Here is a 26,428-nt window from a genome sequence, read left to right on the forward strand (position 1 = left end):
ACGCTAGAAAAAGGGAAAAAATAACAATGTTTCACTAATGAATCCCCCTATTTTCAAGAGAAAAATCATCTAAAACGCTACCAATATAATTTTGAGGTTCATACAAAGTTTTAGCTGTTTCAAACATATAACGACTAACAGGACCAGCGACAATTGTAATAAGAAAACACAAAGCAAGCAGAACGGCAATGGGGGCAAATTCAATCACCTGTACCCGTGGAATCCTCCCTTCAAGAGAAATCCAAAAAGTTCGAATGCCCGTTCGTGTCATCGCAATAAAAGCCGCAAAACCAGAGAGAGTGACAAAAATCATAAAAAGCCAATCGTGATAAACAGGGAGAGAGGGAGAAATATTTTCTTTACTATGGTTTAAGAGTGCCACAAACATCATAAATTTAGCAACAAAACCAGAAAAAGGAGGTAGACCAATAATCAAAAGTGCACAAAGACCAAAACAAGCTCCAAGAATTGCCAAAGTTACCGGTAAATAAGTCCCTACCTCATCTTCCTCCTCCTCTTCATCGTCCCCATAGACTTCCATTGTCACCGTCAAAACATTGGCAGCTACATCTTGACAGCGTTCAACCAATTCCACCAAAAGAAAAAAAGCCCCCAGAGCCAAAGTTGAGGAAACAATATAAAAGAGTGCGCCTGCAATCAGAGCTGTATTGCCGATCCCAATTGCTGTTAACAATGTCCCAGAAGAAACCAAAACACTATAAGCAGCCAAACGTACCAAGACTTGACTTGCCAACACCCCAACAAAACCAAAAGCCATAGTTGCAAGCCCACCGTAAAACAAAACCGTTTGACCAAAATGGCTAAAATGTCCACTTTCTGGACCAAACCATAACAATGTTAAACGTAAAATAATATAAATACCGACTTTGCTTAAAAGTGCAAAAGCAGCTCCCACAGGGGCTGCTGCTGCACTATAAGTTGGCATCAACCAAAAATTCAATGGCCACACCCCTGCTTTAATTAAGAAAGCAATTCCCAAAAGTGCAGCCCCTATTTCGAATAAAGTCATATCGCTAGAAGTGATATATTGCATTTTTACAGCCAAATCAGCCATATTGAGGGTGCCTACGATTCCGTAAATAAGTGCCGCACCAACGAGAAAAAACAACGAAGCAACCAGATTAATCACGACATAATGCAACCCCGCGCGCACACGTAAAGGACCAGAACCATGCAACGCAAGGCCATAAGAAGCTGTCAACATCACTTCGAAAAATACAAATAAATTAAATAAATCACCTGTTAAAAAAGCACCGTTTATTCCAACCATGAAAAACTGCATCAATGACTGAAAATGAGGACCCACTTTATACCAATGCGCCCGTGCAAAAACCAACGCCGCGCTGATCAACAAGCTAGAAAGCAAAAGCATCATAGCACTTAAGCGATCAAGCACCAAAACAATACCAAAAGGAGAAGGCCAATTACCAAGCCGATAAACATCCACAGCTGGTGCAACGTCAAGAGTACGCTTTACCAGTAAAACAGCCACGACAACTAACAATGCGGCAGAAAAAATACTTATGAGTGATTTTAATTTTGAACGGCGTTCATCATAGAAAAGAAGAAGGGCTCCAGTACTTAACGGCAAAAGAATCGGCAAGATAAGAAGATAATGCACACAAGCTCCCATCACTTTACCTCACGTCCATCAACGTGATCTGAACCTGTTAACCCGCGTGAAACCAACAAAATAACCAAAAATAAAGCTGTTGTTGCAAAACCAATCACAATCGAAGTTAAAACCAACGCCTGTGGAAGAGGATCAACATAATTCGCTGGATTGATAGCCATCGTAGGATCAACGATTGGTGCTGCATTACTGCGTGGCCTACTCATTGCAAATATAAAAAGATTAACGCCATAGGATATCAAAGACAAACCAAGAATGACTTGAAAAGTTCGAGGACGCAAAATGAGCCAAATTCCCGATCCCACAAGAACACCAATAGCCAAAGAAAGAATAATTTCCATTAATTTTCCTTCCCTTTTAAAGCAGGTTTTTTACCGATTCGGTAACTCCGTATTGATTGATGTGCAAGTGCGATTAAAATGAGAATCGTTGCTCCCAACACAAGAGAAAACACACCAAAATCAAACAAAAAAGCAGAAGCTATAGGAACCTTTCCAATCAATGGCACATAAATATATTGGAAAAATGATGTTAAAAAAGGGTACCCAACAAACAAAGCCCCTGCTCCCGTGACAACCGATAGCAATAAGCCAAAGCCCATCCAACGTAAAGGCAAAACTCTTAAATGATTTTCCACCCAACGAATATCCCGGGCAAGATACTGCAAAATGAAGCCTATCGCTAAAGTCACACCACCAACAAATCCACCACCTGGAAGATTATGTCCTCGCACAAATAAATAAAAAGAAAAAGCAATAATAATGGAAAAGAGCCACCCCATAATAACAGAAGGAATAGCGAGATAGTTTAAGACTGTATCCCCCACATTTCGATTTGGTTGTGCCTTATCAAAAGCTTCCTGAACACGTTGTTGAAACGGCGGCTCAATACTTTCAGGAGCAGGGCGAAATCGACGTAACAGAGCAAAGACAGTCAAAGAAACAACCCCCAAAACCACAACTTCACCCATGGTATCAAAACCACGGAAATCAACCAACAATACATTCACAACATTGCGACCACCAGCACTCCAATAAGCATTTTTCAGAAAAAAATGAGAAACTGTTGTTCCTTGAGGACGTGTCATCATCGCAAAAGAGAGCCATGCAACACCAGCACCTCCCATAATTGCTATAATGAAATCACGAGCACGACGTAAACGTACCCCGAAACGAATAGACTTTGGAGAAGGATTATGCACACGCTTAGGCAACCAACGCAAACCCAGCAATAATAAAACAGCTGTCACCACTTCAACAACCAATTGCGTTATAGCCAAATCGGGCGCAGAAAGCCATAAAAAGGTTGCACATGTCATTAACCCTGCTCCCCCCAAAAGCATGAGTGATGCAAGACGATGAAACTTTGCTTGCCAAGCGACTAAAAGCGCGCACAATCCACCGACAAGCCAAAGCGCGAGAAAAGGAATATCAAGTGGAAAAAGCGGCAACCCTCCTAGTGCAATGAAACCATCACGCCAAATCAAAAGACCAACAAAAACAAAACACACAGCAAAAATCCAATGCAACTGGATTTGCAAACGACGTGTTGACAAAAGAGCTTCCACCGCACGGGCCCATTTCCAAGAAATAATAACAAGAATGCGTTCAAAAATACGCGGTCCTTTCAAATGACGAAAAAAGGGAGCCCCATCATCACAAGATAAAAAATAACGCCGCCCAACAACATAGAGCAAGCCACCCCCAAATAAAGCCACCAAGCTCATCATTAATGGTGTATTAATCCCATGCCAAACAGCCAAGCTATAAGAGATCGTCATCGGCCCTAAAACAGAGACAACAGCATTATCTAAAATAGGCCCGATTGTAAAATTAGGAAAAATACCAACGGCCAAACAAATAAACACCAAAAGTTCCATAGGTAAACGCATAAAATGCGGTGGCTCATGGGGAGTTTTGGGTAATTTATCCGATTTTGGTCCCCAAAAGACACCATGAATAAAACGGATAGAATAGGTCACGCTAAACAAGCTAGCAAGTGTTGCAACATAAGGAGCAATCCAATCAAGCCATGATTCCATATGCGTTTCAACAGCTTCAGCAAAAAACATTTCTTTTGATAAAAAACCATTGAGCAAAGGAACACCAGCCATTGCCGCACTTGCAACCAAAGCAAGAGTTGCTGTAATCGGCATAGAGCGATAAAGACCTGTTAGCTTACGCATATCACGTGTTCCCGTTTCGTGATCAATAATGCCAGCAGCCATAAATAAAGATGCTTTAAAAGTAGCATGATTGGCCATATGAAAAATCGCAGCCACACATGCAAGGGGACTCCCAAGGCTTAAAAGCGTTGTAATCAATCCAAGATGACTAATCGTTGAGTAAGCAAGCAAGCCCTTTAAATCTTGCTGAAACATGGAAAAATAAGCACCAAGAAGAAGTGTTGAGAGTCCTGAAAAGCCAACCATCCAAAACCAAGAGTCTGTCCCAGAGAGCACGGGCCATAAACGAACCAGCAAAAATAACCCAGCTTTTACCATCGTTGCCGAATGCAAATAAGCCGACACAGGTGTTGGCGCTGCCATCGCATTAGGTAACCAAAAATGAAAAGGAAACTGTGCGCTTTTTGTTAATCCACCCAATAAAATACAAATAAGGGCGGGGATATAAAGCGAACTTGATCGGATCACATCTCCAGACTGTAAAATTTTATCCAGATCAAAACTACCAACGATATACCCAATCAATAAAACCCCAATAAAAAGGGCAAAACCACCAAAACCTGTAATCGTTAAAGCCATACGCGCCCCTTCACGCGCGCTCGCATTATGATACCAGTAACCAATCAACAAAAAAGAAAAAATACTGGTGAGTTCCCAGAAAACAACCAAAAACACGAGATTACCTGATAAAACAATCCCTGTCATTGAGCCCATAAAGGCTAGAAAAAAAGAAAAAAATCGTGGTACAGAATCCGCGGGATCCATATAATAACGGGCATAAACAACGACAAGCAGACCAATTCCTGTAATGAGTAAGCAAAAAAGCCAAGACAGACCATCCATCCGGAGAATCAAATCACCTCCCCATTCTGGGAGCCAAGAAATATTCAAACGGATAATATGATTGCCACGAATTGCCGGATAAAGCATGATTGTAAAAAGAAGACTAAAGAAAGCAATTCCCCCAGCAAACCATGCTTCATTATTTTTTGCTGTCGAACGAAAAAAGCCAATAACAGCACTTCCACAAAAGGGAAGCAAAATGAGCAATATTAGCATTGCTTCCCGTGTTGCCATTCTTTCAGCTCCATCCTGTCCTTAATATTTTGTCATTGACAAAACAAAAATTTATATTCTCACCCCCCATTGCACACTTAATGATAATAAGATTTAATAAAACTTAAAAGCTTTAAATTTTTCAAAAAACAATGCCTGCATAGAAATGCTGCGCACCACACAAGCTCTCTTTTATTGTAAGAACAATAACGCTCACGACAAGAAGCAATTAAAATTTTATTTAATCTTTCTATCCTTTAAAAAAGCGCGATAAACACTGTCTACGAGGCCCATGAAAAGGCTGAAAACTATTATCATTTTGGTTATAGGAGCGATAACGCGCACGACAAGATTCAATATGCTGTTTAAGCATCCATGGCTCTTTTTTTTCTGAACTTTCAGAAGAAGCCGTTAAAAAAACTCTTTTAGCATCTGATACAACTTTTAATGATGCGCCTTTTGTGCTTAAGTGTGGTGATGTAACAAAAGCCGCTTCAGGATACCACCAATTATCTTTATACCTAACATAACCACGCCGATAATGATGATAACCCTTAAAACCATTCAGTTCTCTACGTCCCGTAAAAATCAAAGGCACCGAACTCTCTTGGACAGCGGTTTGAGAGACCAGTTTGGCTTTAGCATTACCTCTATTTTGCCCCAAATGAACAAGAGCAGTTGTTATCATGAAAAGACTGCTCATAAATATAAAAGCTAAAGCATAATATAATTTTTTTTTCATACGCATAACGCAAAACTCAAACTAATAAACAACAGTCGTTACAGAAAGCCTTTCTCTTGCTAGACAGAAACAGATTCTTTTCTTAAGATTCTTTTTTCTTGAGACATTCTGTTACTCTTTGTACTAAACGCTGATCTCAAGAATAAGATCCTTTAAAAAAGAATGAATAAATGATGATAAAAACCCCCTACTACCTTATAGACAAATCGAAACTTATCAAAAATATGCAAACAATTTCTCGTTTACGAGAAATATCAGGAGCAAAAGTTTTGCTTGCTTTGAAATGTTTTGCCACATGGAGTGTTTTTGATTTAATGTCTGAGTTCATGGATGGAACCACCTCATCATCCCTTTATGAACTGCGCTTAGGAAGAGAAAAATTTGGCAAAGAAACCCATGCCTATTCGGTTGCGTGGGCTGATCACGAAATTGATGAAGCCTGTGGTTATGCAGATAAAATTATCTTTAACTCAATCCAGCAACTTCAACGCTTTTCTGATGCAACCAAAACCATTCAACGAGGTCTAAGATTAAATCCAGGAATAAGTGCATCCAATTTTGATCTTGCCAATCCATCGCGCCTTTTTAGTCGCTTAGGAGAAATGAACCAAAATGCTATTAAAGAAGTTCTACCTCTCATCAACGGCTTAATGATCCATAACAATTGCGAAAATGCTGATTTTAGTCTTTTTAATCAAATGCTCGGGGTTATGGAAGAAAAGTTTTCAGAACTTTTTTCTGCCGTAGATTGGATAAGCCTTGGTGGTGGAATTCATTTTACAGCTGAAAATTATCCGCTAGAAGCTTTCGCAGAACGCTTAAAAAACTTTTCACAGACCCATGATGTCACTCTTTTTCTGGAACCAGGAGAAGCTGCTATCACCAAAAGCACTACCTTAGAAGTTAGCGTTCTTGATACATTGTACAACGAAAAGAATCTTGCCATCGTTGATAGCTCAATCGAAGCACATATGCTTGATCTTCTCATTTATCGTGAAAATGCCAAATTAGAACCCAATCAAGGAGAACACGAAATTATGATCTGCGGAAAATCTTGTCTTGCTGGAGACATTTTTGGAACGTTTCAGTTTCAAAAACCTCTTCAAGTAGGGGATAGACTGTCTTTTCAAGATGCAGCAGGTTATACAATGGTCAAGAAAAACTGGTTTAATGGTGTGACAATGCCTGCTATTGTTCTAAAAGAGTGCGATGGTACATTAACGCTGCAACGCCAATTCAGCTACAATGACTATCGGACAAGCCTTTCATAAAGATAACCACAAAAAACGTCATACAACAGTATTAAAAAGGAGATGAACCTACAATGAAAAAAAATGTTCTCATTATTGGTGCTGGAGGTGTTGCACAAGTTGTTGCCCACAAATGTGCTCAAAACAACAATATTCTTGGTGAAATTCATATTGCTTCACGAACACTCAAAAAGTGTGAAGCTATTATTGCTTCTATTAAAGAAAAAAACACTATGAAAGAACAAGGTGTTCTCAAAAGCCATTCGCTCAATGCCATGAATGTAGAAGAAACCGTAAAGCTCATCCAAAAGACCAAGTGTGAAATTGTCATTAATGTTGGTTCAGCCTTTCTTAATATGTCTGTTCTTTCAGCCTGTATCGAAACCAAATGTGCTTATATCGATACTGCCATTCATGAAGACCCTCTTAAAATTTGTGAAACCCCACCCTGGTACGGCAATTATGAATGGCCACGGCGTCAAGAATGTGAACAAGCTGGTATCACGGCTATTTTAGGTGCGGGCTTTGATCCAGGTGTGGTCAATGCGTATGCAGCGTTAGCGCATAAATGTTATTTTGATAAAATCACAGATATTGATATTATTGATATTAATGCTGGAAATCATGGGCGTTGGTTTGCTACAAATTTTGATCCAGAAATTAACTTCCGAGAATTTACAGGACAAGTATGGTCATGGCAAAACAAAAAATGGACTTCTAACAAAATGTTTGAAGTCAGCCATGAATGGGATCTTCCCGTTGTTGGAAAACAAAAAGCCTATATGACAGGACACGATGAAATTCATTCACTTTCCAAAAATCTTGATGTCCAAAATGTCCGCTTCTGGATGGGGTTTAGTGATCGTTATATCACTGTTTTTACCGTTTTGAAAAATCTTGGTCTCTTATCCGAACAGCCCATTAAAACTGCAGAAGGACAAGAAATTGTCCCTTTAAAGGTTGTCAAAGCTGTCTTACCTGATCCTTCTTCTCTTGCGCCTGAATACACAGGAAAAACCTGTATTGGAGATCTTATCAAAGGCGAAAAAGATGGAAAACCAAAAGAAATTTTTATCTATAACATAGCCGATCACAAACAAGCTTTTCATGAAACCGGTGCACAAGGCATTTCCTATACAGCTGGTGTACCAGCAGCCGCCGCAGCTCTCCTTATTGCCACAGGCGAATGGGATGTTAAAACGATGGTCAACGTAGAAGAATTACCACCCCACCCTTTCCTCAAATATCTTGATCATATGGGGCTCCCTACCTTTATAAGAGAACAAGAAGAGGATAAAAAATTACAATTTTAAATTTATCCCTATAGAAAACATAGATCTGATTTTTTAAGTTATTACAAAACTGCCTCATAAAAAAAACTTAATATTCTTATGAAATTATGTTTTTTAGCTATTGGTTATATTTTGGCAACATTGGGATTTCTTAAAAACTTTAAAGAAGATCCAGATCATCTTTAAGATACAGAAAACAATGATAAAAAAGAACAGAGAGACATAACTTAATCACATCGCATGACCTACTATTGTCATCCAAAAGAGAGTGTCTAAACAAAAGATATAAAAATACCGCTCTTTTTTTAAAAGAGTGGTATTTTTAAAATATTTGATCGCTTCTTCATTTTTAAGGACAAAGATCCTCAATCCGCACCAATCATTAAACAACCTGCTTTCTTTAAAAAAATTCCTCTTGGCTTTCCACTTCATACAGCTCTATAAGAAAACTTTGCTCTGAATATAAATTGTAAGCATAATTTATTGCTGTGGACATTGAATGAGAGCTCCATACTCATAGGATTTTCTCATGACAAATCTATTTATATTGAATTAATCAAAACCACTTTTTCTACATGTCACAAGCGGAAGAGATCTGTGTGAATAAAAGGGCAAGAAAAAAATACTTTTTATAAACGCTTTCAAATAGCCGAAAATTGTATAACATTGAAGGCTCATAAATATAACTTTTGGCGTCAACTTATACCTTTTATGAAGCATAAAGATGATGGTGGATAATGAGTTTTATATACTTCACGAAGAGCTTTATCGTTATACCATTACGAGCATACTATCGCGAAATAGATTTGATAGCTTTGAGAGATGTTTCCTTAAAACACAGCACGTAAATAGGCTGAGAATCCCATCCCGAAATTTATAACAGGATGAAACACCACACATGTAAAACTTGACATAGACTAAATACCACCGCTTTAAACGCGTGTACACAACAGGGTAATTAATCAAAACAGCACAACAGAGATTTAAAACAACAATTATTGAAAAGCACACAAAAAATTAAGTGGAATACCTCATACGATTGTTTTTATTCTCTCTCAAAATTTGTTGCATGCTTCACAAATATTTACTGTCTCTTTGGCTTTTTAAAATGTCCTTTTTAAAAGCTTTTTAAATATGAAGCGGTTTAGCAAATGTTGCCAAAGCTGCCTCACGAACTGCTTCTGATAAGGTAGGGTGTGCATGACAACAGCGCCCTAGATCCTCTGATGAACCACCAAATTCCATTAGGACTGCAATTTCATGAATCATTTCACCAGCACCAAATCCAAGAATATGCCCGCCCAAAACTCGATCTGTTTTTTTATCAGCAAGAATTTTAACAAATCCATCACTTTTTTGCATCGCGCGTGCACGACCATTAGCCATAAAAGGAAATTTGCCAACATTATATTCAATACCGGCTTCTTTCAGTTCTTCTTCTGTTTTTCCTACACTCGCAATCTCCGGCTGTGTATAAACAACACTAGGAATAACATCAAAGTTAACATGCCCTTTTTGACCTGCCAAAATTTCTGCCACCGCAACGCCTTCTTCCTCTGCTTTATGCGCTAACATTGGTCCTTTTACGACATCACCAATCGCATAAATTCCTGGAACATTCGTCTGCCAATGGGCATCAATTGCAATAAATCCCCGTTCATCTAACTGAATACCAGCCTCACTCAAACCAAGCCCCTCCGTATAAGGAGAACGCCCAGTCGCAATAAGCACAACATCAGCCTCTAAGGTTTCAGATTCACCACCTTTAACAGATTCAAAGCTCACCTGAGCCGTTGAGCCAGATTGTGTAATGGCTGTCACCTTTGCACCCATTTTATATTCAATCCCCTGTTTTTCCATTAACTTTTGAAATTGACGTGAAACTTCACCATCCATTGAGCCCAAAACTTTATTAAGATACTCAATAATAGTCACTTTAGCCCCTAAGCGGCTCCAAACCGACCCAAGTTCCGAACCAATAACACCAGCGCCCACGACAATCATACGGGATGGTACTTTTTCAAGAGAAAGAGCTCCCGTAGAAGAAACAATTATCTTTTCATCAATTTCAACATTCACCCCTGGAATGCCTGAACTTTCTGAACCCGTAGCAATAATAATATTTTTTGTTTCAATTGTTTGCTTGTTACCATCTCTAGCAACAACTTCCACATGACCCGCGTTTACAATTTTGGCTGTTCCAAAAAAAGTATCAACTTTATTTTTTTTCATCAAAAAAGAAACACCGCTTGTATTAGCTGTCACCACGGCTTTCTTATGAACCATCATTTGTTCAAGATTAAGTTTAGATTTGCCAATAGAAATCCCAAGCGTTTCAAAACCATGCTGGGTTTCAGCAAACACTTCTGAAGCGTGTAACAACGCTTTAGAAGGTATACAACCAACATTGAGACATGTTCCCCCTAATGTTGTACGCTTTTCAATAATCGCTACTTTAAGCCCTAGTTGTGCCGCCTTTATTGCTGCTACATAACCACCTGGACCCGCTCCGATCACAGCCATATCATAAGACATCCGTTTCTCCTTTCATCCTGAAAACTGTATTTTACAAGTCAAGAACAAGGCGTTCCGGATCTTCTAAGCTTTCCTTAACACGCACAAGGAAAGTTACAGCTTCTTGCCCATCCACAATACGGTGATCATAAGAAAGCGCTAAATACATCATGGGGCGGATCACAACTTGGCCCTCAACAACCATTGCACGTTCTTTAATCGCATGCATTCCCAAAATACCAGATTGTGGTGCATTCAAAATCGGTGTTGACATCAACGACCCATACACACCACCATTGGTAATAGTAAAAGTTCCGCCTTGCATATCAGAAACGGCTAATTTTCCATCACGCGCAAGACGTCCCAAACGGCCAATCTCCTTTTCAATTTCTGCCAATGACATTTGATCTGCATCACGCACCACTGGAACGACAAGTCCTTTATCCGTTCCAACAGCAATTCCAACATTGACATAGTTTTTGTAAACAATATCTGTTCCATCAATTTCGGCATTAACAGCAGGAAGTTCTTTTAATGCATGACAAACAGCTTTGGTAAAAAATCCCATAAAACCAAGTTTAACACCATGTTTCTTTTCAAAAAGATCTTTATAACGCTTGCGCAAATCCATTACCGCCGACATATCAACCTCATTAAATGTGGTTAACATTGCTGCTACATTTTGCGCATCTTTAAGACGGCGCGCAATTGTTTGACGCAATTTCGTCATACGAACCCGCTCTTCACGTGTTTCTGGAACAGAAACTACTGAAGAACCTGTTGCAGGAGAAGAAGGTGTAGGTGTTTTTGTCCTTTGTTCTAGTCCACCAAGAACATCTCCTTTAAGAATTTGTCCACGTTTTCCAGAACCTGCAATATCACTTTTCGCTATATTATTTTCAGCCATCAATTTTGCTGCTGAAGGTGAAGGAAGCATAGTACTGCTCGAAGCAAGCTTCTCCGATTCAGATGAAGCCGCTGGAACAGATGTCGCAGAAGGTGAAAATGATTGGGTAACACCGGCTTCGCCAGCTTCCACCACTCCTAAAAGAGCATTCACTTCGACCGTATCGCCTTCTTTTGCAATGATTTCAGATAATTTTCCTACAACAGGAGAAGGAACTTCAACAGTTACCTTATCAGTTTCTAATTCAACCAAAGGCTCATCCATAGCGACAGCTTCGCCAAGTTTTTTAAACCATTTGCCAACCGTTGCTTCGGTAACCGATTCGCCCAAAGTAGGAACACGGATTTCAGTAGTCATAATATTTTTCCATACATCAGAGTAGTAACAAATTAAGAACCTAACGCGTCTTTAAGAAACGCAGCCAGTTGTTCAAGGTGTTTCACCATTAACCCAGAGGCCGGTGACGCACTCGCCGGACGTCCCGCATAACGAGCACGTGAATATTGCGCATTAATATGCGTCAAAACCCATTCCAAATAAGGCTCAATAAATGACCAAGCCCCCATGTTTTTTGGCTCTTCTTGGCACCAAAAAACTTCTGCCTGCAAAAAGCGCGATAACACATTCACCAAAACTTTTGCAGGGAAAGGATACAACTGTTCAACACGAAGGAGATAAACATCATCGATACCCTTTTTTTCACGTTCTTCATAAAGGTCGTAATAAACCTTTCCCGTACAAAGAACGACACGGCGAATTTTATTATCTTTCTGTAACTTTACGACAGAATCCTTGAGATATTCTGCATCATCAAGCAATACACGAGAGAAACTTGTTTCTGGTCCCATTTCATTGAGAAGAGAAACGGCCCGCTTATGGCGCAAAAGCGATTTAGGTGTCATTAGAATTAATGGCTTACGAAAATCACGCTTAATTTGTCGACGCAAAATATGAAAATAATTTGCAGGGGTTGTACAATTAGCAACCTGCATATTATCTTCCGCACAAAGCTGAAGAAACCGCTCTAAACGTGCAGAAGAATGCTCCGGACCTTGCCCTTCAAAACCATGAGGCAATAAGCACACAAGACCAGACATACGAAGCCATTTACGCTCTGCAGATGAAATAAATTGATCAAAAATGACCTGTGCACCATTAGAGAAGTCACCAAATTGTGCTTCCCAAAGTATTAATCCTCGTGGTTCAGCAAGAGAATATCCATATTCAAAACCAAGAACAGCTTCTTCAGAAAGCATAGAATTAACAACTTCATAAAGTGCTTGCCCCTTTTGTAAATGATTCAAAGGAATATAACGCGCTTCATTTTCTTGGTCATAAAGAACTGAATGACGTTGTGAAAAAGTTCCCCGTTCAACATCTTCACCGGAGAGACGTATCGGCGCTCCTTCTAAACAAAGTGAGCCAAAAGCGAGAGCCTCAGCGGTTGCCCAGTCAACGCCCTCACCAGTTTCGAAAATTTTAGCACGATTATTTAAAAAACGCTGTATCGTTTTATGAACATGAAAATTTTCTGGAACTTCGACAAGTTTCTGACCAATTTCCTTTAAAGTCTTTAATTCAACACCCGTTGTTCTAGAATGTTGCTCATCAGCATGACTAAAGGCTTTAAGTCCCGTCCAGCTTCCATCAAGCCAATCAGCCTTATTAGGCTTATAAGAAGCACTTGCTTCAAACTCACCCTCAAGTTTATCACGCCATAATTTTTTTTGTTGCTCAATCTCTTCTAAAGAAACTATTCCTTCTGCGATCAATTGATCACTATAAAGCTGAAGAGTTGTTTTATGATTACGAATTGCTTTATACATAAGTGGCTGCGTAAAGGAAGGTTCATCGCCTTCATTATGTCCATAACGGCGATAACAAAACATGTCGATGACCACCGGTTTATGGAAAATTTGACGGAACTCCATTGCTATTTTAGCAACAAAAACAACAGCTTCAGGATCATCACCATTCACATGAAAAATGGGAGCATCAATCATTTTTGCAACATCAGATGGATAAGGTGAAGAACGTGAAAAACGTGGTGCCGTTGTAAAACCAATCTGATTATTGATAATCACATGAAGTGAGCCTGCAACACGATAACCTTTAAGGCCTGAAAGACCAAAAGTTTCTTGAATAACGCCTTGTCCTGCAAAAGCAGCATCACCATGAATAAGCAATGGCAACACTTTTGAGCGCTCACTTAATGGGAGTGAATCAGTGTGTATAGGTCCGACAAGTTGATCTTGTTTAGCACGTGCTTTTCCCATAACAACCGGATCAACAATCTCAAGATGAGAAGGATTAGCTACAAGCGATAAATGAACTTTATTTCCATCAAAGTCTAAATCAGCCGTCGTTCCTAAATGATATTTAACATCACCTGACCCCTCTACATCATCTGGCTTATAAGATCCCCCTTTGAATTCATGAAAAATAGCTCTATGCGGCTTGGCGAGAACTTGTGAAAGAACATTTAAACGACCACGATGGGCCATTCCTAAAATAACTTCCCTAACCCCTAAAGCACTACCACATTTAATAATTTGTTCAAGAGCAGGAATCAGCGCTTCACCACCATCGAGTCCAAAACGCTTTGTGCCTTTATATTTAGTGTCTAAAAACTGTTCGAATCCCTCTGCCTGAATAAGCTTATTTAGGATAGCTTTCTTGTCTTGCTGAGTGAAAGCAATTTTTTTATCTCGCCCTTCAATACGCTCTTGGAGCCATGCTTTCTGGATTGGATCAGAAACATGCATATATTCCACACCAATTGTTGAACAATAGGTACGATTGAGAATTTCAAGCATTTGCGGAATAGTTGCATATTCCAATCCTAAAACATTATCAATAAAAATAGGACGCTCATAATCAGCAGGAGTAAAACCGTAAGCTTCTGGAGAAAGCTCTTTATAATCATCCAACTTTTCCGCCAATTGAAGAGGGTCAAGCTTTGCACGAAGATGCCCCCGTGCTCGAAATGCACGAATCATCATAATGGCATGAACAGAATCACGCGTTGCGCGGATAATATCTTGTTCACCGGAAGTTTTTCCCTTTTGAGCAATCCCTGTTGCTGCTTTTTCTTTTAATTTATCACCAAGATATTTTTCAAGAGAAGACCAATCACCATCAAGAGCAGAAACCAACTCACCATCTGGCTTTAATGGCCAATGATCACGCTGCCATGTTGCTCCTTCAGCATTTTTGAGAACATCTTCTTTGTTATCATGAAGGCCTTCAAAAAAAGCACGCCACTGTGAATCAACACTGGTAGGATCTTTTTCATACTGAGCATAAAGTTGATCTATATAATCCGCATTCCCACCATAAAGAAATGACGTCTGTGCAAAAAGACTATTTATCTCGTCCTGCCTTGCCATATACCTCTCCGGAACATCTATTCCGTCTCCTTATATCTCTTTTCAACCTTTCAATGCTTACAAAGCAGATGAAGGGTCGAACATTCAGAAAAGTTTTACCTTTTTATACTCAAGTTTTTTTTCACCTGAATTAAGAATATTTTCTTAATTCAGGTGAAATTTTCTTTTAGCCTTTCAAAACTGACATCAAAGTCTTACCTATTTGTGATGGCGAAGGAGATACACGAATCCCTGCTGATTCCATTGCCGCAATTTTATCTTCTGCTCCACCTTTACCACCAGAAATAACAGCACCAGCATGCCCCATTGTACGTCCTGGAGGAGCAGTACGACCAGCAATAAAGCCAACAACGGGCTTTTTACGACCTTTTCTTGCTTCATCTTGTAAAAATTGTGCTGCTTCTTCTTCAGCAGATCCCCCAATTTCACCAATCATCACAATAGACTGGGTTTCATCATCCGCTAAAAACATTTCCAACACATCAATAAATTCAGTCCCCTTAACAGGATCCCCCCCAATTCCTATAGCGGTTGTTTGTCCAAGACCTTCCTGACTCGTTTGAAAAACAGCTTCATAAGTTAAAGTTCCCGACCGTGAAACAACCCCCACAGAACCTTTTCTAAAGATAGAACCAGGCATAATACCAATTTTACATTCGTTTGGCGTGAGAATACCAGGACAATTAGGACCAATAAGACGAGATTTTGAGTTTTCTAATCGTGCCTTTACTTTAACCATATCCATAACAGGAATACCTTCCGTAATACAGATAATTAAACGAACTTCAGCTTCAATCGCTTCTATAATAGCTGCCGCTGCTCCTGCAGGAGGAACATAAATAACGGAAGCATCCGCGCCTGTTTTTTCTTTTGCTTCTGCAACACTAGCAAAGATAGGAAGAGTCTCACCTTTTGAACCCTCCCATATTTCTCCACCCTTTTTAGGATTAACACCACCAACCATTTGCGTGCCATGATAAGCAAGCGCCTGTTCTGTATGAAATGTTCCTGTTTTTCCTGTAAGCCCCTGAATCAGAACTTTTGTATCCTTATTCACAAGAATTGACATCGCTTAAGCTCCCTTCACGGCTGCAACAATTTTTTGAGCAGCATCATCTAAATCATCAGCGGGAATAACATTCAAACCACTGTCCTTGATAATTGCTTTACCTTGCTCAACATTCGTACCTTCAAGACGAACAACTAAGGGAACCTTTAAACCAACTTCACGAACAGCAGCGACCACACCTTCAGCAATGACATCACAACGCATAATTCCACCAAAAATGTTAACCAAAATGCCCTTAACATTTGGATCAGCTGTAATAATCTTAAAAGCAGCAGTCACCTTTTCTTTTGATGCGCCACCTCCCACATCTAAAAAATTTGCCGGTTCAGCGCCATAAAGCTTGATGATATCCATGGTTGCCATAGCAAGACCCGCACCATTGACCATGCAACCAATTGTACCCTCAAGAGCAACATAAGCCAGATCATGCTTTGAAGCTTCAATTTCTTTTGGATCTTCTTCTGAAAGATCGCGCAATTCTAAAATATCTGGATGACGAAACAAAGCATTATTATCAAAAGAAACTTTTGCATCCAAAACGCGCAAATGACCATCTTTCATCACAATAAGCGGATTGATTTCTAAAAGGCTCATATCTTTTTCACAAAATGCTTTATAGAGAATTGGAAAAAGCTTTTCACCATCTTCCCGTGCACTATCGCGCAATCCCAATGCATCACACAGTCTTGCACAATCAGCAGAGGTAACACCCTCTGTCACATCAATGGGCAGAGTGAAGATTTTTTCTGGTGTTTCTTCAGCAACTGTTTCAATATCCATTCCACCTTCTGTTGAAACAACAAAAGCAATCCGACCAACATTCCGATCAACCAAAAGCGAAAGATAAAGCTCGCGTTCAATATCAGCACCATCTTCAATGTAAAGACGATTGACCTGTTTACCTTCTGGACCAGTTTGCTTGGTTACCAAAGTTTTCCCAAGCATTTCTTGAACATTTGCAACAACTTCTTCAACAGAATGTGCAAGCCGAACACCACCCTTTGCATCAAGACCAAGTTCTTTAAACTTCCCCTTACCACGACCACCAGCGTGTATCTGACTTTTAACCACATAGAGAGGTCCGGGCAATTTTTTTGCCCATTTTTCAGCTTGCTCGATAGAATAAACAGCAACACCATTTGCAATGGGAGCTCCATATTCATGAAGCAGACGTTTGGCCTGATACTCATGGATATTCATGCATTTGTCCTTTTCTTTTATGAATTATTATTAATCCTAAAGTTCTAATATTCTAAAATACTTTATTTTAATGAACGAAATCTTATTTTATTTACTTGAGACTAGGCACAAGAGCAATACAAGCTTCACAAAGCTTTTTAACCGCATTTACGGAATAATCAAAAGCCTCTCTTTCCTCTTTATCAAGCTCAATTTCAATGACCCTTTCAACACCACCTGCACCAAGTACAACGGGAACACCAACATAGGTATCATTAACCCCATATTCCCCTGAAAGATAGGCTGCAACGGGCACAACACGCTTAGTGTCTTTTAAATAAGCTTCAGCCATGGAAACAGCAGAAGCAGCTGGTGCATAATAAGCAGAACCTGTTTTTAACAAACTAACAACTTCTGCACCACCATCACGGGTCCGTTGAATAATTTGATCAATCCTTTCCTGTGTTGTCCAACCCATTTTAACAAGATCAGGCAAAGAAATACCACCAACTGTTGAATAACGCACCAAAGGCACCATTGAATCACCATGCCCACCTAAAACAAACGCTGTCACATCTTTAACAGAGACTTTAAATTCTTCAGATAAAAAATAACGAAACCGCGCTGAATCCAGAATGCCAGCCATACCAACCACTTTATGGACGGGAAGACCTGAAAATTTCTGCAATGCCCATACCATTGCATCAAGGGGATTTGTAATACAAATAACAAAAGCTGAAGGTGCATATCTTTTAATCCCAGCACCAACTTGTTCCATGACTTTCAAATTAATACCCAAAAGATCGTCACGGCTCATACCAGGTTTACGTGCAACGCCTGCTGTTACAATAACAACATCAGACCCTTCAATTGCTTCATAAGCATTTGCACCTTTTAAATTAATATCAAAACCATCAACGGGAGAAGACTCAGCAATATCAAGAGATTTACCCTGTGGCATACCTTCTGCAATATCAAATAAGACAACATCACCAAGCTCTTTTAACCCAATAATATGTGCTAAAGTACCCCCAATCATACCTGAACCAATGAGAGCTATCTTTTTTCGTGCCATTTTATTTTTTCCTAACTTTTAGATCATTCAGCGCACACTCATCAGCGCCCATATACTGAAAATTTTTGACTTAAACCACATTTAAACAATATCATAAAAAGCAGTAAAGAAATGAAATTTACAAATTTTTCTCCTTACAGAAACAACAACCCTCCGCAGAAACAACTATTAGAAAATTATCATGATGTATCGATAAAGTGAATTTTTAAAAAATACAACAGAATTATTACATTTCTTTAATTTCAAAGAGTTATTGTTTTTACAGTTTACGTAAAGGTAAAAGTATAATCAAAGCTTCTTCTTCAAAAGAAAATGTTCTTCCCAAAGCTTCAAATAATCGTAGCTTTGCATTTCAAAAAGACGTGACTGTGTTCTTTGAAATTCAAATGTTTCTGCAGTCTGAGCATGCCCCTTATACAAATCCTCCACTCCTGCTGCTGCCGACATAAATAATCGGATGTGGCGCTCATAAAGAATATCAATAAGCAAAATAAATCGTTTTGTTTCATTGCGACATGTGTCATCCATGATCGGTACATTATCGATAAAAATCGTATGATAGCGCTCCCCTAATACCAAATACTCAGCTGCAGCCAAAGGTTTTGCACACAAGTCTTGATAATCAAAGCGCACACAACCAGCAGCAAAACGTGGAATAGGAATAAAGCGCCCTCTGATAGAAAGCTCATCAGATCTTTCTTTATGTCCTTGCAACACACGTGCCCATGCTTGATCCATACATTCATCTGCTTTTTTCCCTAATGGCGTTACATACACAGGCTGTAGATTTGATTTTTCAAGACGATAATCTGTTTTTGCATCAAGATTAACAACACGAACATATGCTTTCAAAACTTCAATAAAAGGCAAAAAGAGTTCACGATTTAAACCGTTATAATAAAGGTTATTCGGCGCCACATTTGAAGTTGCAATAAAGAAAATTCGCTTATCAAACAAAGCAGAAATAAGCCGACCCAACACCATAGCATCAGCAATATCTGTTACACTAAACTCATCAAAACAAAGTACCTTTGCTTCTCGTGCAAGATCTTCAGCAACAGCTAAAATAGGATTATCTTGTTTAGATTTTGCACGCCCAGATTCTTGACGATAAAAATTAATACGCTCATGCACATCGGCCATAAAATCATTAAAATGAGCGCGTTTTTTATTATTCTTAGGCAAACAAGAAAAGAACAAATCCATGAGCATGGTTTTGCCTCGTCCTACTTCACCATAAATATATAATCCCTGAAAAGAACCATTTTCATCCCCTTGTTTTACAATATGATCAAAATTTTGTCTTTCCCTTTTAAATATTCTTTTAAAAAAAGACCAAAATATCCAAGACCAAGGACGAGAAGCACTTCGTTCCGAAATTTTTTTTAATAAATGATCAAAGTGCTCTGTTACAGCTAATTGAGCTGGATCAAAACGGACCTCCCCTTTAGAGACCAGCTCCTTATAGCGCGTTGAAACGAGAATCATCCAAACAACCTTTTTCCAACCGTTTTCAATGAAAAATACAAATTCTTTTCACGAATCTGCTTCTATAGCTTATTTTTTCATAAACGGTCAAAAATGATTTAACGTCTTAAAACAACGGGATGATCATCAAGTGTACGACCCTCAAAACGATCAACATTTGAAGAATAAAGAGCAACGATAACACGTCCATAATTATTATAAAAATATAATCTTTTTCCTTTAACAGCCCACGATCTTACTTGGGAAACAATTCCTGGACAGTGTAAAGGACCAGCTCGGTACCCTTGTCCAAACTTTGTTTGTGGCGTTGCAATCCGACAAACTTTACCCCCCATAGAAAGATTCCATACCCCAGCAATACTTGCAGGAAACAAATCAGTGGCATTACTTGGTAATTCGAGACTAGCCATTCGTCCATCGCTCTGAGAATCTCCTTTCTCATACATCGAAGCGTTTGCAGCTTCAGATACCGACGAAGAAGCAGACGATAAATCAGATACTTCTAGGGTTGTCATTTGTTGAGATGGATAAAAAACTTCTAATGCGTTACTATTATCATTACTGTCAAACCGCGTTATTGAACATCCCCCTAAAAGCATTACAGTTGACATTGCAACGAAAAATGAATTTTTTGAAAACGACATTTTTGTACTCTCTCCCATGACAATAAATAAACTCACAAAAAATTAAGTGAATATTTTTTATAATTACAAAGATAAATTAACAAATTAAAAAAACAGGATTAAAATTCTTTATTTAAAACAAAATAATTTATGTACTTAAGTTTATATTTATTAAACACTAGAAATCCATAAGATTTTTAGTCATATATCCCTTGATAAGTAATCTTTAGAATAGAGAAATTTCATGAAAATGCCATTTAGCAAAATGGATGGTCTTGGAAATCAGATTATTGTTGCTGATATGCGAGAAAGCACACAGGCTCTTACACCACAAGCAATCCTTGCTTTATCGGCAGATCCTGAAATGCATTTTGATCAAATCATGGCTATCCACACTCCAACTCAGAACAAAGCCGACTTCCGAATCGAAATATGGAATTCTGATGGTTCAAAGGCTAAAGCTTGTGGTAATGGTACCCGCTGTGTCATTGCATGGCTCACAGACCACAATTTTGGTGAAAGTTTTCGTTTAGAAACCCCCGCTGGAGTGATCGAAGGAAAATACCAAGCCGACAATCTCATTTCTGTTGATATGGGATGCCCAAATTTCAATGCAAAAGAGATGCCTGTTTCACGTGAAATAGTTGATACCAATCACGTAAAAATTACAGCTGGTCCCCTAAAAGATGCTTGTCTTGTCTCTATTGGCAATCTCCACGCTATCTTTTTTGTTGAAAATGATCTTCAACATATTCCATTAGAAAAATACGGACCAATACTTGAACATGATTCCCTTTTTCCAGAACGGTGCAATATTTCCATTGCTTGCATAACGTCAAAGAAAAGTCTAAATTTACGTACATGGGAGCGAGGAGCAGGATTAACACAAGCATGTGGGAGTGCTGCGTGTGCCAGTGCCGTGGCCGCTTATCGACGTGGTTTGACACAGCGCCATATCGATGTAAATTTACCAGGGGGAACACTTAATATTTTTTACCGAGAAGATAATCACATTATTATGACAGGACCCATAAAATATCAATTTAGTGGTTTTTTAAATCCTTTAACAGGGTGTTATAAAAAGGATCACTCTTGATGGCAGTAGAAATTGTAACTTTCGGTTGTCGACTCAATAGCTACGAATCGGAAATCATTCGCAAAGAAAGCACTGCTTCAGGGTTAGATCAGCTCAAGGATGATGCTATTATTTTTAATACCTGCGCTGTCACTGCCGAAGCCGTACGACAAGCAAAACAAGCTATCCGCAAAGCGCGGCGTAAAAATCCTCATGCACGTATTATTGTAACAGGATGTGCTGCCCAAACAGAAGCACAAAATTTTGCCTCAATGACAGAAGTTGATCTCGTTTTAGGGAACGAAGATAAACTTCACGCCCATTCTTATCGTCAACTTCCTGATTTTGGTATTAATCATTCCGAAAAGGTGCGTATTAATAATATCATGGAAGTGCAAAAAATTGCTCCCCATATGATCAGTGCAATGCAAGAGCGCACCCGCGCTTTTGTACAGGTACAAAATGGATGCGATCATCGCTGTACATTTTGCATTATTCCTTATGGACGTGGACCATCTCGTTCAGTTCCCATGGGTGCTGTCATAGAGCAAATTAAAAAACTTACAGGCGAGGGGATTCAAGAAGTTGTCCTTACAGGTGTTGACCTTACAAGTTATGGTCACGATCTTCCTGGAAAGGCGACTCTAGGAAAATTAACATCGGCCATTTTACATCATGTCCCCGATTTGGCCCGATTACGCCTCTCTTCTATTGATTCTATTGAAGCAGACGAAGAACTCATCAATCTTTTAGCCTATGAAAAAAGGATCATGCCTCATTTGCATTTATCTTTGCAAGCAGGCGATAATATGATTTTAAAACGGATGAAACGCCGTCATTTGCGTGAACATGCTATTCAATTTTGCCAAGAATTGCGTGCCAAACGTCCCACAATGGTTTATGGTGCCGACTTGATTGCTGGTTTTCCTACGGAAACAGAAGAGATGTTTCAAAACAGTCTTGCTTTAATCAAAGATTGTCATTTAACCCACCTTCATGTTTTCCCCTTTAGTCCAAGAGAAGGTACACCTGCCGCACGGATGCCACAAGTCAACCGTAAAATAGTTAAGATGCGTGCTGAAAGATTGCGTAAAGCAGGTGAGGAAGCTTACCAAAAACATCTTGCTCATTTACAAAACAGTCAACAAACAATTCTCGTTGAAAAAGACGAAATTGGACGAACAGAAGATTATACTCTTGTACAAATTAAAGGTGCAAAAGCAGGAACAATTGTTCAAGCTCTTATCATTGACCATGATGGCGATAAATTAATTGCTGTCCTTCCAAAATTAAACGCTGCTTGAGCAGGAAAACTCTTATGACGAAATCTTTTATTAAAAAAATATTTTCTTATTCCAAATCCAAAGAGCAGGAAAGTGAACAAATTTCCGCTCCTGATAAAAGCGATATAATAGAAGAAAATGAAGGGATAAAAAACAGCCAAGCCTCTATAGAGGTAGAAAAAGAGGAAAAAACAAAAAGGAAAAAATCAACACCTATAAAACACGATGACCTCCCCTCATCTTTAGGATTCCATTCTGATAAAGCCCCCCATTCTGGTGACGTTTCTCCTTATAGCAAAATTATTGTCACAAACACCATTCATGAAAAAAAGAGTGAAGAAACTTTATCCGAACCCTCTGTTGAACAAAAAAAGACAGCGTGGTTTGGACGCCTTAAAAAAGGTTTAGCCCTTTCTTCACAACGTCTAAGCGGATCAATTAGCGACCTCTTTGTTAAGAGAAAACTTGATGAAGAGACATTGCAAGAGCTCGAAGATATTCTTATTCAAGCTGACCTTGGTGTAGAAACGGCAACACGCATCACAAATACTTTAGCTTCCAGTCGTTATGAAAAAGATCTCTCCCCAGATGATATTCATATGATTGTTGCTGATGAAATCAAAAAAGTTTTAGAGCCTGTAGCAATACCATTAGAGCTTGATCTCAGTCATAAGCCTCATGTTATTTTACTGGTCGGTGTAAATGGTACGGGAAAAACAACAACGATTGGAAAACTTGCCGCCAAATTAACAGAAGGGGGATTAAAAGTTATGCTTGCTGCAGGTGACACTTTCCGAGCCGCAGCGATTGAACAATTGCATATTTGGGGTAAACGTACCGATTCTCCTGTTATTTCAACTAAATTGGGTGCAGATGCCGCAAGCTTAGCTTTTGATGCTTTCGAGAAGGCAAAAAAAGCAAACAGTGATGTATTAATTATTGATACAGCAGGGCGTTTACAAAATAAATCTGAATTGATGGATGAGTTGGCAAAAATTATTCGTGTTTTAAGAAAGCACTCTCCCCAAGCGCCCCATACAATCCTTCAAACACTTGATGCCACCACCGGACAAAATGCACTCAGCCAAGTGGATATTTTCCGTGATATTGCTGGAGTTAATGGTTTAGTCATGACAAAACTTGATGGGACTGCACGAGGAGGAATTCTTATTGCTATCGCAGCAAAATATAAATTACCCGTTTATTTTATCGGTGTAGGAGAAAGTATTGAAGATCTTCAACCCTTTTCTGCTTCTAACTTTGCCGAAACTATCGCAGGAAAACATGCATGAAACAACCTTTATCTAACCCTAATTCACATAATAATTCTGAGAAAAATATGAACAACAATAAAAAAATGCCCCTCTCACCAACACTTAAGTTTCTCTTAGAAATGGGACCATTGGTTGCCTTCTTTTTTGCCAATTATAAGGGAGAATGGTTGATAAAAAACATTGAAATTTTTCAAAGTTTTAGTAAGCCTATTTTCCCTGCAACAGCTATTTTTATGGTAGCAATTATTATTTCTCTAAGCTTCTCATGGGTCCTTGCAAGACAAGTTCCTATTATGCCTCTTATTTCAGGAATATTTGTTCTTGTTTTTGGCTTTCTAACACTCTGGCTTCATAATGAAACTTTCATAAAAATGAAACCAACAATCATTAACAGCTTATTTGCTTGTATACTGTTTGGTGGAATGTTTTTTAAAAAACCACTTTTACGTTATGCTCTTGATTCTACCTTAAAACTTGATGATTTAGGCTGGCAAAAACTCACCTATCGTTGGGCATTTTTTTTCGTTTTTCTTGCCCTTTTAAATGAAATCATTTGGCGAAATTTTAGCGATAATTTTTGGACAAATTTCAAAGTATTTGGCGTTATGCCTATAACAGTCCTTTTCATGCTTACTCAAATGCCTATCATTATGAAACATTCAAAAGGACTTTTTACAGAAGAGGAGAATTCTGATTCTTAAACAAAATGTACCCATAATCATAAATTATCTTTCAGTTTCATCGTTGCATGCTGTTCATGGAAAAAAGACATGCTGATTGAACAATTTATCTGTCGAAAAGACAATTTTGGTGTGCTTATTCATGACGAAAAAAGTGGTATGACAGCCGCAATAGATGCTCCTGAAAGCAAAGCAATTCGCAACGCTTTAAAGCGTCGTGATTGGACACTTCATACTATTTTTGTGACTCATCATCATCATGATCATGTAGAAGCTCTTGCAGAATTAAAACAAGTGTACAACGCTATAGTTGTTGGGCCAGCAGCAGAAAAAAACAAGATTTACCATCTTGATAAAACACTTCAATCTGATGAGAAGCTTCTCTTTGGTTTTCAATCGCTCTTAGCTCTCTCAACACCTGGCCATACGTTAGGAGCTCTATCCTACTATTTTCCTGAAAAAAAATTACTCTTTGCTGGAGATACGCTTTTTTCACTTGGTTGTGGACGTCTCTTTGAAGGAACAGCTGCACAAATGCTAAATTCTTTAAAAAAACTTCGTCAGCTTCCTGATGAAACGCTTCTCTATTGTGGACACGAGTACACAAAAAATAATGCTCTTTTCGCATTGACACTTGATCCGCATAATCAAAAACTTCAACAAAGAGCAGAAGAAGTTTTTTCATTACGCGCAAAAAATGCCATGACTCTCCCTGTCACTTTAGGGCAAGAAAAAGCAACAAACCCCTTTCTTCGCTGGAATGATCCAGCAATCAGAAAAAATCTTTCAATGAATGATGCCACAGATGAAGAAGTTTTTTCTGAAATTCGAAAAAGGAAGGATAATTTTTAATTATGTTGAAACTTGCATTGCTCCTTCTCTTTCTTTTTCCCTTTCTATCATATGCCCAAGAAAAAAAAAACAAGAAACGGATAAACCTCCTCTTATATCACCCATTACTAAAAATTATCTCTTAACAGAAGATCTTCTTGTAAAGTTAGAAAAAATTGAAAAAGAATTTAAAAAATTTCTTTCAGAAACAGAAAATAATTCTTACACTTACGAATCTAATATCTTCTCTAGTATTGAAAATTACACCACCTATATTTCTAGTAAACCAAAGTTCTTGAATATTTTAAAAGAGAATAACCTCACACCAAAAGATTTTTCTTCTGGAACCTTAACGCTTGAAGTTATGTTAATGCTTCTTGTATTTGCATCTGAAAAAGAATATTCATCTGAGAAAAATATTGTATTTTTAAAAAATCTTGAATTTGTTAAAAAACATTTTTACAAAATAACGACTCTTTTAGGAAACTGTCAAAAACTCATTTTGAGCAACTAATAAGTTATGAGATATCTAAAAATAACAATCCATTTCTATAATAAGTCATGTATTGATTTATAATGATAATTCACTATTTTATATATTGAATCGATAAAAAACATCCGCTTACATGTTACAAGTGAAGGGGATCGTGTGGAGTGGAACTCTACAATAAAAATACCTTTGATAAATAGTCTTAAGTACCAAGGACTTTGTAGTACAGTGAGAACTGGCAGAATGTGTGATGATGCGGCTTGCTTTTTCATAATTCATAAAGATAGAGAGCTCTACTTATACTATTTCACGGACACCGTCCAAAACTGGACTTGAAAGCGTAAGATGCCCTTTTAAAAACAAGTGCATGAA

At 38.5% G+C, this 26,428-nt stretch carries 20 protein-coding genes; 8 read left to right on the forward strand and 12 right to left on the reverse strand.

Annotated features, from left to right (window positions below; all coding sequences use genetic code 11):
- Nucleotides 1-34: 34 nt before the first annotated feature.
- The 4 genes from D1093_RS01225 to D1093_RS01240 form a co-directional block, all read right to left on the reverse strand.
- The gene (locus D1093_RS01225) at nucleotides 35-1,654 is read right to left on the reverse strand and encodes a monovalent cation/H+ antiporter subunit D (protein ID WP_120100111.1); all 1,620 of its coding nucleotides are present in this window, start codon (nucleotides 1,652-1,654) and stop codon (nucleotides 35-37) included.
- A complete protein-coding gene (locus D1093_RS01230) occupies nucleotides 1,654-1,995 on the reverse strand; it encodes a Na+/H+ antiporter subunit C (protein ID WP_120100113.1) in 342 nt (113 codons plus the stop codon). The genes D1093_RS01225 and D1093_RS01230 overlap by 1 nt, the downstream gene beginning before the upstream one ends.
- Nucleotides 1,995-4,916 (reverse strand): monovalent cation/H+ antiporter subunit A, encoded by a 2,922-nt coding sequence (locus D1093_RS01235; protein WP_120100114.1) that lies wholly within the window; start codon nucleotides 4,914-4,916, stop codon nucleotides 1,995-1,997. The genes D1093_RS01230 and D1093_RS01235 overlap by 1 nt, the downstream gene beginning before the upstream one ends.
- 229 nt (nucleotides 4,917-5,145) lie before the next feature.
- Nucleotides 5,146-5,643, reverse strand: coding sequence for a BA14K family protein (locus tag D1093_RS01240; protein WP_005774299.1), 498 nt, complete (start codon nucleotides 5,641-5,643; stop codon nucleotides 5,146-5,148).
- Between the two features lie 167 nt (nucleotides 5,644-5,810).
- Between D1093_RS01240 and D1093_RS01245 the strand changes: the two genes are divergently transcribed.
- Nucleotides 5,811-6,908 (forward strand): carboxynorspermidine decarboxylase, encoded by a 1,098-nt coding sequence (locus D1093_RS01245; RefSeq protein ID WP_120102267.1) that lies wholly within the window; start codon nucleotides 5,811-5,813, stop codon nucleotides 6,906-6,908.
- Between the two features lie 53 nt (nucleotides 6,909-6,961).
- Nucleotides 6,962-8,200, forward strand: coding sequence for a saccharopine dehydrogenase family protein (locus D1093_RS01250; RefSeq protein WP_120100116.1), 1,239 nt, complete (start codon nucleotides 6,962-6,964; stop codon nucleotides 8,198-8,200).
- Nucleotides 8,201-9,307: 1,107 nt separating this feature from the next.
- Here the strand turns inward: D1093_RS01250 and lpdA are convergent.
- From lpdA to D1093_RS01290, 8 genes are all read right to left on the reverse strand, one after another.
- The gene (lpdA, locus tag D1093_RS01255; RefSeq protein WP_120100119.1) at nucleotides 9,308-10,714 is read right to left on the reverse strand and encodes a dihydrolipoyl dehydrogenase; all 1,407 of its coding nucleotides are present in this window, start codon (nucleotides 10,712-10,714) and stop codon (nucleotides 9,308-9,310) included.
- Nucleotides 10,715-10,745: 31 nt separating this feature from the next.
- The gene (gene odhB / locus D1093_RS01260) at nucleotides 10,746-11,957 is read right to left on the reverse strand and encodes a 2-oxoglutarate dehydrogenase complex dihydrolipoyllysine-residue succinyltransferase (protein WP_120100121.1); all 1,212 of its coding nucleotides are present in this window, start codon (nucleotides 11,955-11,957) and stop codon (nucleotides 10,746-10,748) included.
- Nucleotides 11,958-11,989: 32 nt separating this feature from the next.
- On the reverse strand, nucleotides 11,990-14,989 hold the full coding sequence (locus tag D1093_RS01265; RefSeq protein WP_120100123.1) for a 2-oxoglutarate dehydrogenase E1 component: 3,000 nt from the start codon (nucleotides 14,987-14,989) through the stop codon (nucleotides 11,990-11,992).
- A gap of 166 nt (nucleotides 14,990-15,155) precedes the next feature.
- The gene (sucD, locus tag D1093_RS01270; protein ID WP_120100125.1) at nucleotides 15,156-16,058 is read right to left on the reverse strand and encodes a succinate--CoA ligase subunit alpha; all 903 of its coding nucleotides are present in this window, start codon (nucleotides 16,056-16,058) and stop codon (nucleotides 15,156-15,158) included.
- A 3-nt stretch (nucleotides 16,059-16,061) separates the two neighbouring features.
- Complete coding sequence (sucC, locus tag D1093_RS01275; RefSeq protein ID WP_120100127.1) at nucleotides 16,062-17,258, reverse strand: ADP-forming succinate--CoA ligase subunit beta; 1,197 nt, start codon at nucleotides 17,256-17,258, stop codon at nucleotides 16,062-16,064.
- A gap of 91 nt (nucleotides 17,259-17,349) precedes the next feature.
- Nucleotides 17,350-18,312: a malate dehydrogenase gene (gene mdh, locus D1093_RS01280; protein ID WP_120100129.1), complete on the reverse strand. Its 963-nt coding sequence runs from the start codon at nucleotides 18,310-18,312 to the stop codon at nucleotides 17,350-17,352.
- 288 nt (nucleotides 18,313-18,600) lie between these two features.
- Nucleotides 18,601-19,800 (reverse strand): cell division protein ZapE, encoded by a 1,200-nt coding sequence (gene zapE / locus D1093_RS01285; RefSeq protein ID WP_120100131.1) that lies wholly within the window; start codon nucleotides 19,798-19,800, stop codon nucleotides 18,601-18,603.
- A gap of 98 nt (nucleotides 19,801-19,898) precedes the next feature.
- Nucleotides 19,899-20,444 (reverse strand): AprI/Inh family metalloprotease inhibitor, encoded by a 546-nt coding sequence (locus tag D1093_RS01290; RefSeq protein ID WP_120100133.1) that lies wholly within the window; start codon nucleotides 20,442-20,444, stop codon nucleotides 19,899-19,901.
- Nucleotides 20,445-20,667: 223 nt separating this feature from the next.
- On the opposite strand from D1093_RS01290, the gene dapF reads away from it, so the two are divergent.
- From dapF to D1093_RS01320, 6 genes are all read left to right on the forward strand, one after another.
- Nucleotides 20,668-21,519, forward strand: coding sequence for a diaminopimelate epimerase (gene dapF, locus D1093_RS01295; protein ID WP_120100135.1), 852 nt, complete (start codon nucleotides 20,668-20,670; stop codon nucleotides 21,517-21,519).
- Nucleotides 21,519-22,802: a tRNA (N(6)-L-threonylcarbamoyladenosine(37)-C(2))-methylthiotransferase MtaB gene (gene mtaB / locus D1093_RS01300; RefSeq protein ID WP_120100137.1), complete on the forward strand. Its 1,284-nt coding sequence runs from the start codon at nucleotides 21,519-21,521 to the stop codon at nucleotides 22,800-22,802. Before dapF ends, mtaB begins: the two co-directional genes overlap by 1 nt.
- 14 nt (nucleotides 22,803-22,816) lie before the next feature.
- Complete coding sequence (ftsY, locus tag D1093_RS01305; protein WP_120100139.1) at nucleotides 22,817-24,073, forward strand: signal recognition particle-docking protein FtsY; 1,257 nt, start codon at nucleotides 22,817-22,819, stop codon at nucleotides 24,071-24,073.
- Nucleotides 24,070-24,756 (forward strand): septation protein A, encoded by a 687-nt coding sequence (locus tag D1093_RS01310; RefSeq protein ID WP_120100141.1) that lies wholly within the window; start codon nucleotides 24,070-24,072, stop codon nucleotides 24,754-24,756. Before ftsY ends, D1093_RS01310 begins: the two co-directional genes overlap by 4 nt.
- A 69-nt stretch (nucleotides 24,757-24,825) precedes the next feature.
- Nucleotides 24,826-25,587: a hydroxyacylglutathione hydrolase gene (gloB, locus tag D1093_RS01315; protein WP_120100143.1), complete on the forward strand. Its 762-nt coding sequence runs from the start codon at nucleotides 24,826-24,828 to the stop codon at nucleotides 25,585-25,587.
- A complete protein-coding gene (locus tag D1093_RS01320) occupies nucleotides 25,541-26,080 on the forward strand; it encodes a hypothetical protein (protein WP_244614012.1) in 540 nt (179 codons plus the stop codon). The genes gloB and D1093_RS01320 overlap by 47 nt, the downstream gene beginning before the upstream one ends.
- The last annotated feature ends 348 nt before the right edge of the window (nucleotides 26,081-26,428 follow it).

Origin of the sequence: Bartonella kosoyi, assembly GCF_003606325.2 — a bacterium.
GTDB lineage: Bacteria > Pseudomonadota > Alphaproteobacteria > Rhizobiales > Rhizobiaceae > Bartonella > Bartonella kosoyi.